Here is a 12420-nt window from a genome sequence, read left to right on the forward strand (position 1 = left end):
CCCATGCTTGCGACACCAGGAAGCGACGTTGCGTATGTAGCGCGAAAGGTCAAGTTTCGAATGCCCATTGGGGCAAGGTTTCTTGTGCGGTGCGGCAGGGATGAAACGACGCCAGTTCAATTTCGGAAAAATAAGGCGACACAAGGACTTGCACTGGGACGTGCTTCATCGCGCGCAATGCACGGCTGGACTTTTTGGACCTGCGCAAGCGGGTGTGGTCAGTGGTGGCGAGGGGCTGCGCGCCTTTGCGTTTGTAACGTTTCTTATGGGGCGTACGCTGCCCAAATTTGGATTGGCTTGCCTCGGGTCGCTGATAGGACCCCTCCTACTATTGGCTCCCTTTCAACTCGTCCGGCGCTCACCAGGATCGCTCACGCGGGGCCAAGCGGGCGACGCTCTCGGGGCTAGCAGGAGGGCACTGAATTGAGCGCCAAGCATCGGATCCCTTGCGGCCGGGTCGTCCATTTCTCGCATGAAGCGAAATATGGACTTTGACGCAGAAGGCCCGCAATCACTCGCTCCTGCCGCTATCAGGAGCTCAAGGCGGTCGTATTCTGATCACAGTCAGGGCAACGCCTGACGACAGAACCGTATTGCAATGCAGCGCAGGCGCGCTATCGTTCAGACTTGAACGTCATGCTTCCTTCGGTTGCTTGTCCAGAATTCGTCCAAACCTCCCGGTGGGCCTGCAGGCTGTCACCGTGCGGTAGCCGTGTTGGGATAAGTCTCAGTTGACCGCGCCGCGCGACAAGGCACGCGAAGACGCCCATTTCAAGGTCATGCGCCTGATCGAGCGCGACCCCCACATGTCGCAGCGCGAACTCGCGAGCGAACTCGGCATCAGCCTCGGCGCAACGAATTACATGCTGCGCGAACTGGTCGAAATGGGCTTGATCAAGCTGGCTCGCTTCCGGGAGGCTCAGGACAAGCGCCGCTACGCCTATGTCCTCACTCCGGGCGGAGTCGCGGCGAAAAGCACGATCGCGCGGCGGTTCCTTGCCAGAAAGCGAGCGGAATATGTCGCTCTCAAGCAAGAGATCGATGAGCTCGGCGCGGAATTGGAGCGAGGAGCGAAAGAGTGAGCCGCTCCATCTCCGAAGAGCCTGAACAATCTGTCGGGAGCCGCGCTGGCTGCGCCGGCAAAGGCGCGCCGCAAGAGCGATCGCCTGCTCATAGCAAGGGCCGAAACCACTGGCAGTGGGCGAGTTATCGAAGTTCCGATCGCTTGCGAAGGACGGAACGCCCGGGAGTTTGCGTTATCGGGGCTTTGGCCTGAGACGGATGCCTCGATGTAAACCTGTACCCATCGACAAGTGGCGTGTCGCTGTTGACACAACATGGTCACTGGCCACAACGCGCCGCGTCAGCCCTGCCCATATCCGGAACGGATCCATGCGGCGCTCATTCTTGAACTTTATGCAATGATTAGTGAGCCTTCTTCATGTGCGGTATCGTAGGAATACTCGGTCGGTCTGACGTTACGGAGCGTGTCATCGACGGCCTCTCCCGGCTCGAGTATCGGGGCTATGATAGCGCAGGCATTGCTCTGATGGATCTGGATGGTCGCGTCAGCATCCGGCGCAGCATAGGCAAGCTTGATGCTTTGCGCGACAAACTCACCACGGCTCCGATGTCAGGGTTGGTGGGGATCGGCCACACGCGATGGGCGACGCACGGCCCTGCGACCGAAGCAAATGCCCACCCGCAGGCGACACGCAATGTAACGCTTGTCCACAATGGCATCATCGAAAATTATGCCGAGCTGCGCGCTGAGCTTGAAGCGGAAGGTGCGAAATTCTCCTCGGATACCGACACCGAGGTGGCTGCGCAGGTTCTCGAACGCCTGTTGTCGCAAACAGACAGCCTTGATGATGCTTTCAAGCGCATGCTTGGCCTTATCCATGGAAGCTATGCGCTTGCCGTCATCTTCGAGGGGCGCCCCGACCTCATCTATGCGGCGCGACACGGCAGTCCGCTGGCAATCGGCTATGGCGAAGCGGCCGAAGATGGCTCCGCGGAGATGTTCATTGGCTCCGACGCATTGGCCTTGGCACCATTTACTGATCAGGTCACCTACCTTGAGGATGGCGACTGGGCGGTGATACGGTCTGACCGCGTCGTCATCTATGATGGCGAGGGCGAAGAAGTGACCCGCGATATCGTCAAGGTTCCGGTAGCTAGCTCTGCGATCGAAAAAGGACCCTATCGGCACTTCATGCTGAAGGAGATTCATGACCAGCCGCAGACGCTGGCGCGGCTTCTCACGGACCTCGTTGACACGCATACAGGTGAGCTCAAGAATTTCTTGCCCGAACTTGACTTTGTCAGGATCGATAAGGTTTCGCTCGTCGCATGCGGGACAGCGCACTACGCCTCTCATGTCGCGAAGTACTGGTTTGAAGAGCTGGCGGGGATTTCTGCGGAGATCGATATCGCGAGCGAATACCGCTACCGTCGCCGTGTTCACTCCGAGAGAGAGTTGATGATCGTGGTCAGCCAATCTGGTGAGACCGCGGATACGCTCGCGGCGATCAAGGACGTGCGCGGCAAGGTCGCCGCGCGTCTGGCGCTGGTGAACGTCGCGACCAGCTCGATCGCACGCGAAGCAGATCACGTGCTCGATATCCAAGTCGGCCCCGAGATCGGGGTTGCTTCAACCAAGGCCTTCACCGGGCAAATGCTTGGTCTCCTCGCAATTGCGCTGAAAGCAGGCGCGGAAAGAGAGTTGCTCTATAGCAAGGCGATCGCGTCTATCATCCATGACCTCACCGCCATCCCGCGTGTTGTTGGCGAGGCCATTGCGCTCGAACCACGGATCAAGGAGGTGGCGGCAGAACTTTCCTCCGCAACAGATGCCATCTTCCTCGGGCGGGGCATTCATTATCCGATGGCGCTTGAAGCCGCGCTTAAGTTGAAAGAAATCAGCTATATCCATGCTGACGGCTATGCGGCAGGTGAGCTCAAGCACGGTCCGATTGCCCTCATCGACAGGGAAATGCCAGTGCTGGTGTTCAACAGCACTGGGCCGCTCCAGGAAAAGACACTTTCGAATGCGGCGGAAGTTGAGGCACGCGGCGCTCGAATTTGGCATATTGGGCAAGACGAAGATGCAGATATTCGAACACCAGAATGCGGTGAATTTGCATTTCCATTCACATATGCAGCCGTTGCTCAGATGCTCGCCTATCACGCTGCCCTCGTGAAGGGTACTGACGTCGATCAGCCGCGCAACCTTGCGAAATCAGTGACAGTTGAGTAAGTTTAGATGTCCAATAAGTTCAAGGTTTTGCTGGTCTTTGGTACGCGACCAGAAGCCATAAAGATGGCGCCTGTCGTCAAGGCACTTATGGCTGCGCCAGAGATTGACGCGCGTGTTTGTGTTACTGCGCAGCACCGTGAAATGCTCGATCAGGTATTGAGCCTGTTCGAAATAGTGCCCGACTACGATCTCGATTTGATGAAGCCCGGTCAGGGCTTATTTGAGATCACCAGCGGCGTACTAGCAGGCCTTAAGGATGTGCTAGCCGAAGTCTCACCCGATTTGGTTTTGGTGCATGGCGACACAACGACCACACTCTCAGCGTCTCTTGCGGCGTACTATGGACGAATCCCGGTGGGTCATGTCGAGGCGGGCCTTCGAACAGGGAACATTTACTCGCCATGGCCCGAGGAAATAAACCGCAAGGTAGCCGGCGCAATTACCCGCCTGCATTTTGCACCGACCGAAAAGTCGAGACAAAACCTGATCTCTGAGAACACCCCCGAAGATCACATAGTTGTGACGGGTAACACCGTAATCGATGCCTTGCTGAATGTAGTCGAGAAACTTGATCAGGATGCAGAAACCAGCAGGCAATTTGACAAGGCTTTCGATATTGATCCGGCGCGGCGGCTAGTTCTTGTGACAGGCCATCGACGCGAGAGCTTTGGTGATGGCTTTCAGCGGATCTGCGACGCACTGGTACGTCTGGCTGAGCGCGATGATATTCAGATTATCTATCCAGTGCATCTCAATCCGAACGTAAAAGGCCCTGTCGAGGAGCGACTGGGGGCGCTGAAACGCATCAACCTTATCTCCCCGCAGGACTATTTGCCCTTTGTGCATCTGATGAAGAGAGCGGACATCATTCTCACGGATTCAGGCGGTGTGCAGGAGGAGGCGCCATCTCTTGGCAAGCCAGTTCTGGTCATGCGCGACACGACTGAGCGTCCTGAAGCCATCGATGCTGGGACAGTAAGGCTGGTCGGCACTGATACCGATCTTATCGCCAAAGAAGTCGCAAATTTGCTCGACAATCGGGAAGCTTATGAAAGCATGTCCCGCGCGCATAATCCCTATGGTGATGGGCTGGCCTCGGGCCGGATCCGTGAAGCTATTCTTGAATTTGCAGGTTCAAAGTAATCGAAATTAAAATGGAACATCAGTTCAGAAAAATCTCCGTCATCGGTCTCGGCTATATCGGCCTGCCGACGGCTGCAATGTTTGCCTCGCGCAAGGTTGAAGTGGTTGGCGTGGATATAAACCAAGACGCGGTCGACACCATTAATCGCGGCGGTATTCATATCATAGAGCCGGACCTGGACATGGTCGTCCATGCTGCTGTCCATGAGGGCTATTTGCGGGCAACTACCAATCCCGAGGCGGCCGAGGCTTTTCTTATAGCCGTCCCAACGCCGTTCAAGGGCGAGGATCACGAACCAGATCTTTCCTATATTGAAGCCGCCTCCAAGGCAATCGCGCCGGTGCTGGAAAAGGGCAATCTGGTTATCTTAGAGTCGACCTCGCCAGTTGGAGCGACTGAAGCGATGGCGAATTGGCTTGCTGCAGCGCGACCCGATCTCACATTCCCGCAGCATTGCGGACAAGAATCCGACATCCGTATTGCTCACTGCCCAGAGCGTGTGCTGCCCGGAAAAGTTATGCAAGAGCTCATCGCAAATGACCGGGTAATAGGCGGCATGACGATGCGATGCTCCAAGCTTGCGGCCACACTCTATGAAACCTTCGTCGTTGGCGAATGCGTATTAGCCACAGGGCCAAGAGTTGCAGAGATGGCTAAGCTAACTGAAAACAGTTTTCGAGACGTCAATATTGCATTCGCAAATGAGCTCTCGGTGATATGCGACAAGCTCCAGATGGACGTCTGGGAATTGATATCTCTTGCCAATCGCCACCCCCGCGTGAACATCCTGCAGCCGGGGCCGGGTGTAGGCGGTCATTGCATCGCGGTGGATCCGTGGTTTATCGTTTCATCGGCTCCCAAAGAATCGCGCCTGATCCGGATGGCCCGAGAGGTAAATGACGCTAAACCTACCTGGGTGCTTCGCCAGATAGTTGCGGCCATGCCTAGCGAGGATTATCCTGTAATTTTCTATGGAGCAACCTTTAAGGCGGATATCGATGATGTTCGCGAGAGTCCAAGCTTGGCCATAGTCAAGAAGGCCCAGCTAATCCTCGGCGACATATCTGTAGTGGAACCAAACACCCCTCTCGGTCACGAGGGCTTTAGGCAGATTGACTTATCAGATGCGAGAAATGCCGATGCACTGCATGTTGGGCTTGTCGCGCATAGAGAGTTCGAAACCGCGAAGCCCACCAATGGAATTTGTCTTGATTTCGCGAGAGTTTGGGAGTGAGAGAGTGCGCGCCAGAGACACTGTTAGGCTTTCCGAGCAAGTTGGTCGAAGACCTTCATGAAGGCTTGTACTTTTCTCGCCATACTGAACGAGCCGACGACAGTTGCCTTAGCTCCTTTAGATAGCCGAGCCCGAAGTTCTGGATTGTCTAATATTGTCTCGATTGCGTCAGCATAAGATCGCACGTTTCCAGCTTCGTAGAGCAAGGCATTATGACCATCAGATAGCGCCTCATATTCCGAGGCTTGCTGTGTCAATGAATCATCTGAGACGATGGGTACTCCATATGAAAATGCGTGATGGGCGGATAGGCCAATACAAGTTGGAATAGTGAAGACTTCAGATACCAGGAACCATCGCGCCACGGTCGGTTCGTCGTATTCTGGAGGCAAGACATAAAATACATCGTTTAAAGATCTGCGGCTTACTTCATGCTTGATTTCATCAAACATCTCTCCGCCACCTATTGCGACGATGAGGAAATCCTCGCGCCCCCGCCGGAGTAGTTCTTCGGCGAGCTCCAAAAGTTTACCTGGTTGCTTAATGCGGCTTAGCCTAACAATTTGGAGGATAATCTTTCGGTCACCCAAACCTTTCTCTGCTCTAAATTGTCGCATGTCCGCTGCGCTGAGATTTGCTGCGATGCCGAGCGGTTGTCTCTCGTCAATCGCTGTTCCTGCGACGAAAATCTTTTCAGGATGCGCGCCAAGAGAAATGAGGTTTAGACCCCCTATTCGTGCATATGATATGCAGGCATCTGATACCTTGGCCATAATTCGGTACATGGCTTGCGATACGAAGGTCGGCCCCCCTATCCGATGAAACATGCCCCAAAAGACGACTCTTTTGCCTATCAGCCTGAGCAGGACACAAAGCCAGATGGCGCCGAGATCGCGCGGATCAGCGGAAAGCACACAAATTTGAGCTCGGCTTCTTAGAAGGGCGCGCAGCCTCCCAGGGCGAAAAACGAAACCCAAACGACGAACCAATGGAATGTGAAGCACTGATATCGAGCCACGACTAGCTTGCGAATGCAGGTCGCCTGTATTTTGGACATCAGCAAACACCTGAATTTCTTCTATGACGCTTGAGCGCTGTAACTCCTTAAAGAATGCCTCTGAATAATGGGGCAAGAACGGCTGAACTATGTCGACTCGTAATTTTGTCACAAAACTCTTCCATAAGAACCAATTCGGATGGGTGGAGATTGGCAGCCGGCTTCTGAACTGGACAACAATACCAGCCGTTGGGCTTATAACCGATCCCTCCTTGTTCGGTGAGCTCGTTCTTCTCTCTACAGCGATCAATATATTGGTAACGATTGCCTGCTTTGGTCAACAGCGAACAGTGCTCCATTTTGGAGCAAATGAAGCAAGCGAATCCGACTTAGCAATTTTCACCGCGGTGGCTTTCGCAATCTTATTACTCCCACTTTGCTATCTTGCGCTCGCCTGGTTCAACGGCTTCCTGCCCGGCGAGATAGTCGCTGTTTCTGCACTGACCATCTTTCACCAATTGCTTGCAGCACAAAAAAGAGCATTCGGCAACAGACAGGAGTATTGCAAGCTGCGCGTCTCCTTGACTTTTCTACGCTTTAGCTTGGTCTTATCAGCGATCTGGCTTGTCGGAGGCGTTGCCGCTTACGTCCTCGCTGAGCTCCTCGCCATAGCTTTATCTCTATCTTTCTCGTATAGAAGTTTCTCAAACGTTCTGCGAATAAGAAGTCTTCCATCTCCATATCAATTTAAAAATGCCTGGAAAATAGGCATACCATTACTTTGGCAGTCCACTTTTCTTATGCTTCTCATGAATTATGATAAGCTATTATTTGCAAGACTTGGTAATTTTGAGGATCTCGGTAATTATGCGCTTCTATTCCTATTCGCTAGCTCGCTCGCATTCCTGCTTACATTCTTAGCTATGAGATTTGAGCCTGCTATCTATCAGAGTTCTAGCGTTAAAGAGGCGCGCGTTATAACGCAGCAGTACGCGAAGGCATTATTTGCCATACAGGGGGTCGCCGGTCTGCTGCTTATTATCATTTATCAAGTTGCGGCGAGCGCATTCCCAGCTGTCACCAATGCGTCAGAATTTGTATTTCCGATGCTCGTAATGGGCCATATACTTAATTCTGCCACGAAGCCGTGGTCGAACCTATTAACAAAACTTCGAGCAATATATGCTCCAATTATCAGCATTACGCTTGTCGCAATTGTGGCTGTAACCCTAAACTCAGCATTAATACCAAAGTGGGGTGCCGAAGGGGCTGCATTCACCTTCCTCGTTTGTAATACAGTATTTCTTATGGCGCTAAAGTTCTCCACATTGCTTGCAGCCAAGGCTGAGCTTCAGCTCAAATCGAAAGGCTCGAGATGAAGCGAACAATAATGCCTCCGTCAGTCTCGCTCTCCGCGTTCTCGCTTATATCGGCGGCGAGCGTATTTGCCATGTTCTTGTACGGAAACGATTTTGGCCCGGGCGCGAGGTCCTCGACGTTATTATGGATTTGGCTCACATCTGCGCTATTGTACATTTACGCCAACGCAAAGTTCGTCGCCCAACTCTTTACTCCTTCTGTCCTGGCGACATTATATCTTGGGTTGAGTTATGCGATAGGGGCCTCGGTCCCTTTAGAACTCCATCCATCAATTTTTGCTCTGAGGATGGCATACGTTCCTGAAATCAGTTGGGTTAATACCTATTTGATTGCATCGCTTTCGATAATGTGCCTTGTGGCCGGTCGCTCTTTGCGGCGGTCAAGTTTCGCACTAGAAAACTCTACCGGCAAAGTGCCGGAAGGGCGGCCCGCGGTCGTAATATTAGCGTTGACAATTCTGTTGCTTACAATCCCTTTCAATCATTTCCTTCTATTTGGTTTTCGATTTGGATTGGCGATCGTAATCCTACTCTACGCATTCAGAATGCGCAGCGGAGCTTTCACCATATTGTCGTGCCTCCTTACCCTCGGCATCTTCCTCCTAACCAGTTACCAAAATAAGAGAGAGCTCCTCTTCGTCATATTTCTAATAGGATTGATAGCCTCGTCGCATACGAAGTTGGGCCTGAACCTGAACCTGAAAGCCATTTTTCTGGGCATCGCCGCAATATTTCTCTCTGTCGTGGTTATAGTTGCCGCTTCGATATCCCGAGGATACGGAGGCTATCATGTCTCTAGTCCCGTAGATGCCTTACGTTATACAGGGGAATATATTGACTCACCCTACTTTGTGCAGTTCTTCCTTGAGAACATTGAGGCTGTGCACACATATCCCGCATCAGTTTTGGCAATCGACATGGCGGTGAGGGGTGATGTACCGTACCAATTCGGAGCTACTTTCCTTAAAGTCTTATTTCTGCCGATTTCCCGAGATTGGATTTCCTTTAAGCCTGAGAGCGCGCTTCAACTTTTCACGCAGAGAGTATCGCCTGAGGGTTGGGCAGCTGGACACTCCTTACCCGTCCCCCTTCCCGCAGAAGCCTTTTTGAATTTCCATGCCGTAGGGCTTCTTATCCTTCCGATTTTCTTCTTAGTATTCGATCGTTTTTTTCTCACCGCTTTGGTTAGCATTAGGGGAGCGGAGAAGTTTGTTGGGCTCGCTATGATCGGAGTTGTAATCTTGAGTTTGATCGTCGTGAGAGGGGGCGGGCTAGAGCTGCTTGTGATTACCATTGCCATGGCTCTTCCTGCCCTGCTTCTCCCAAAAGTAAGATTTGTCCGGCGTAAGCTTAGGGTGAGACTTGCCGGGCAGGAGGTTCGCTACCAGCCCGATGTGTAGTTGTTTGGCCTGCCTGCAATCCATGCATACATGGTAGAGGGCGATGTTAAGATTGAACCCCTTCATGAGCAATTCTTATTCTGGGCCCTCAGATATCCGGATGCCGGCTAAATCTGAAGCAGCACTGACCGCCATGCTATTTTGTTGAGGTAGAAACAGATATGAAGCCCATCCGCGCAGTCATCGATCCAGGACGTGTTTGGAAATTCGTCAAGCGCAAGTATGGCCAACGAGGGATCGACAAGTTCACACCAAACCAGAGTTTTGGCGGCTATGAGCGGCTATACCATGTTCATTTGCGCAAATGCGCGGGCACTTCGCTCAATAAGTGTTTCCTAAATGCGCTTGGCGGCGATCAGGACACTTATGAAAGCCTTGCCTCATCTGATACCCATAGGCTGCTGCTGGAAGGTCGCCCTGTCGTCGGGTGGAATACAGACCTTCTAAATCGTTCGGCATATTTTTTTGGTTTTAGCCACACCCCCATACATCAACTCTTGATTGATGAACGGACGTTTACGTTCACATTTCTCCGCGATCCAGTTGATCGGGTCATATCTCACTATCGTATGCTTCAGGACATGCAAAGAGCGCGCGCGAACCACCCCACGGTTCGGCATGAGGCGGGCTGGGCTTTTGGCGATTTTGATCACTTTTTAGAACGAATACCGCGATTCCATCTAGAGAACCAGCTGTACATGTTTAGTGCTGATTTTGACGTTAAAACTGCTCTCCAGGCTTTGCGTAAATTGAGCTATGTTGGCCATATTACCGAAATTGCCGAACGCTTTGTGCCCAGAATTTCCCAGATTTTTGACTTGCATCTAGAATATAAGCCGTTGCGCAAGTCTCATTTTGAGTTCGAGATTTCTGACGCTCAGAAAGCACGTTTGATTAGTATGATCGATGACGAGATCCGATTCTACGAAGCTGCGTGTGATGAGTATAACCTGCGACATTGATAAGAATTAAGATTCAATCGACATACTTGTTGCAACTGGCGCTAATATGATTGATCCAGCGGGTAGGCATCTGTGAACCAATTTATCCTAATTAACGCATCAAACTTGCACGCGGGTGGCGCCGTGCAGGTTGCGACCTCTATTGTCGACGAGCTCAGTCAATCAGGTTTGGCCTCGAATATTTATTTGGCATTATCGTCCGTTGTGCTGGAGTCTTGCCTGAAGATCGGAGCCGATCTGACCGTATTCCGGCATGTGGAAATTGTTGATATTCGTGGCTTTGAGCCCTTAAATTTGAAGCTCGATAATCTAATCAAAGAAGCGGACATTGTCTTCACGGTTTTCGGCCCACTCTACTCAGTACGGAAAGCAAGGAAGAGTATTGTCGGATTTGCTCAACCTTGGATCATTTACCCCAAGAATGAAGCTTACTTCAAACTTCCATTTGGTCAACGGACGAAGCTGAGAGTGAAGTATTTCGTTCAATGGCTAGCATTTGTTAGAAATTCAAATTTGCTGCTTGTGGAGGCAGACCACGTTCGGGAAAGGCTTAAGGTGCTGGCTCCCGAGAAGCACGTTTTAGTGGTACCCAACGCCCTGAATGCAGTTTTCCGTGAGGCGATCGAAAAATCACCTTATACTGTGCCGAGAATTGCACAGCTGAACCCAAGAGTCTCCAAGACGGAGAGAATTAAACTTGGCTATGTTGGCCGCGCCTATTCTCATAAGAATATCGAAATCTTGCCAAAAGTACGGGCGGCGCTCCGAGAGAAGTATGGGCTGATTGTGGAGATAGAAGTCACTTTGGACGATAACGAGTGGGCTGCCCAGACGGAAGATTTCCGGCGGGAGATCAGAAATGTCGGAAGTATGTCGCTGCGAGAGCTCGTTGACTTCTATGGATCGCTGGATGGCGTTCTGTTCCCCAGCCTGTTGGAATGCTTTTCTGCCACACCACTTGAGGCCATGGCTATGGGGTTGCCACTTTTTGCTTCGAACCGAGACTTCGTGCGGGACTTTTGCGAGGATTACCCTTTCTATTTCGATCCGCTAGATCCGGAGAGTATAGCTGATGCGGTCGCCAGTAGTTTGGATCTGCCTTATGATGTTCTACAGGCACGCCTGGAGGCCAGCAGGGCGCATGTCCTAAGTCTGCCGACAGCAACCGACCGGGCGAAAAGACTAATGGAACTGCTGCGCTCACTCTAGGCTCAGGACCCATTAAATCGCTTGCGCTGGCTGGGATGGCTTGATTCAATAGCGACACTGAGGAGGTGCTGCTGATGGCTGACTTGTGGTTGTTGAGCGAGGCGCAGATGCGCCGGATTGAGCCGTATTTTCCACTGTCGCACGGCATTCCGCGGGTCGATGACCGGCGGATCGTGAGCGGCATCATCTTCGTGATCAGGAACGGGCTGCGCTGGCGTGATGCACCGACCGGTTATGGCCCGCACAAGACGATCTATAATCGTTTTATCCGATGGAGCCGTCTGGGCGTGTTCAACCGGATCTTCGCCGAGCTGGCGGCCAAGGGCGGCGAGCCTGATCGGCTGATGATCGACGCCCCCCATCTCAAGGCACATCGGACGGCGGCAAGCCTGCTAAAAAAGGGGCTCTACCCCGACGTATCGGGCGCACCAAAGGCGGCCTGAACTCCAAGCTCCACGCTGTCTGCGACGGCAAGGGCCGCCCGTTGATCATGCTGCTCAGCGAAGGGCAGATGAGCGATTACAAGGGCGCTGCGCTGATGATCAATACGCTCCCGAAGGCCAAGGCGTTGTTGGCCGACCGGCTACGATGCCGACTGGTTCCGTAACGCCCTGGCCGAGCGCGGCATCGCCGCCTGCATCCCGTCTAAGACCAACCGAAAGGTGCCCATCCCGCATGATGCCGCCCTCTACCGCCAGCGCCACAAGGTCGAAAACATGTTTGGCAAGCTCAAAGACTGGCGCCGCATCCACACCCGCTACGACCGCTGTTCACACACGTTCATGTCCGCCATCTGCATCGCAGCGACCGTCATCTTCTGGCTGCAATAATGAGTC

9 protein-coding genes and 1 pseudogene are annotated in these 12420 nt (G+C 52.7%); 9 read left to right on the forward strand and 1 reads right to left on the reverse strand.

Annotated elements, in window-relative coordinates:
• Positions 1-731: 731 nt before the first annotated feature.
• From G9473_RS13285 to wecC, 4 genes are all read left to right on the forward strand, one after another.
• On the forward strand, positions 732-1082 hold the full coding sequence (locus tag G9473_RS13285) for a MarR family EPS-associated transcriptional regulator (RefSeq protein ID WP_291133829.1): 351 nt from the start codon (positions 732-734) through the stop codon (positions 1080-1082).
• 359 nt (positions 1083-1441) lie between these two features.
• Entirely contained in the window at positions 1442-3259 is a 1818-nt protein-coding gene (gene glmS / locus G9473_RS13290) for a glutamine--fructose-6-phosphate transaminase (isomerizing) (protein WP_291133831.1), read from the forward strand.
• Positions 3260-3265: 6 nt separating this feature from the next.
• Positions 3266-4402: a non-hydrolyzing UDP-N-acetylglucosamine 2-epimerase gene (wecB, locus tag G9473_RS13295; protein ID WP_291133832.1), complete on the forward strand. Its 1137-nt coding sequence runs from the start codon at positions 3266-3268 to the stop codon at positions 4400-4402.
• A gap of 11 nt (positions 4403-4413) precedes the next feature.
• Positions 4414-5637 (forward strand): UDP-N-acetyl-D-mannosamine dehydrogenase, encoded by a 1224-nt coding sequence (gene wecC / locus G9473_RS13300; protein ID WP_291133834.1) that lies wholly within the window; start codon positions 4414-4416, stop codon positions 5635-5637.
• A gap of 23 nt (positions 5638-5660) precedes the next feature.
• Here wecC and G9473_RS13305 read toward each other — a convergent pair whose 3' ends face one another.
• A complete protein-coding gene (locus tag G9473_RS13305) occupies positions 5661-6770 on the reverse strand; it encodes a glycosyltransferase (protein ID WP_291133836.1) in 1110 nt (369 codons plus the stop codon).
• Positions 6771-6783: 13 nt separating this feature from the next.
• Here G9473_RS13305 and G9473_RS13310 point away from each other — a divergent pair, with 13 nt between their 5' ends.
• The 5 genes and pseudogenes from G9473_RS13310 to G9473_RS13330 all read left to right on the forward strand — a co-directional run bounded on the left by G9473_RS13310 (position 6784) and on the right by G9473_RS13330 (position 12414).
• Entirely contained in the window at positions 6784-8013 is a 1230-nt protein-coding gene (locus tag G9473_RS13310) for a hypothetical protein (RefSeq protein ID WP_291133837.1), read from the forward strand.
• A 512-nt stretch (positions 8014-8525) separates the two neighbouring features.
• Positions 8526-9413 (forward strand): hypothetical protein, encoded by an 888-nt coding sequence (locus tag G9473_RS13315; protein WP_291133838.1) that lies wholly within the window; start codon positions 8526-8528, stop codon positions 9411-9413.
• Positions 9414-9574: 161 nt separating this feature from the next.
• A complete protein-coding gene (locus G9473_RS13320) occupies positions 9575-10375 on the forward strand; it encodes a sulfotransferase family 2 domain-containing protein (protein WP_291133840.1) in 801 nt (266 codons plus the stop codon).
• A 123-nt stretch (positions 10376-10498) separates the two neighbouring features.
• Positions 10499-11584 carry a glycosyltransferase gene (locus G9473_RS13325; protein ID WP_291133842.1) on the forward strand — a complete coding sequence of 362 codons (1086 nt, stop codon included), beginning with the start codon at positions 10499-10501 and terminating at the stop codon, positions 11582-11584.
• 74 nt (positions 11585-11658) lie between these two features.
• Positions 11659-12414 (forward strand): annotated as a pseudogene (locus G9473_RS13330) (IS5 family transposase).
• Positions 12415-12420 lie beyond the last annotated feature (6 nt).

It is taken from the genome of Erythrobacter sp. (assembly GCF_011765465.1).
GTDB lineage: Bacteria > Pseudomonadota > Alphaproteobacteria > Sphingomonadales > Sphingomonadaceae > Erythrobacter.

Excerpts from the sequence above, each read along its gene's own strand:
- wecB (WP_291133832.1), top strand. The coding sequence starts at position 3,266 with ATGTCCAATAAGTTCAAGGTTTTGCTGGTCTTTGGTACGCGACCAGAA.
- glmS (WP_291133831.1), top strand. The coding sequence starts at position 1,442 with ATGTGCGGTATCGTAGGAATACTCGGTCGGTCTGACGTTACGGAGCGT.
- wecC (WP_291133834.1), top strand. The coding sequence starts at position 4,414 with ATGGAACATCAGTTCAGAAAAATCTCCGTCATCGGTCTCGGCTATATC.
- G9473_RS13310 (WP_291133837.1), top strand. The coding sequence starts at position 6,784 with ATGTCGACTCGTAATTTTGTCACAAAACTCTTCCATAAGAACCAATTC.
- G9473_RS13320 (WP_291133840.1), top strand. The coding sequence starts at position 9,575 with ATGAAGCCCATCCGCGCAGTCATCGATCCAGGACGTGTTTGGAAATTC.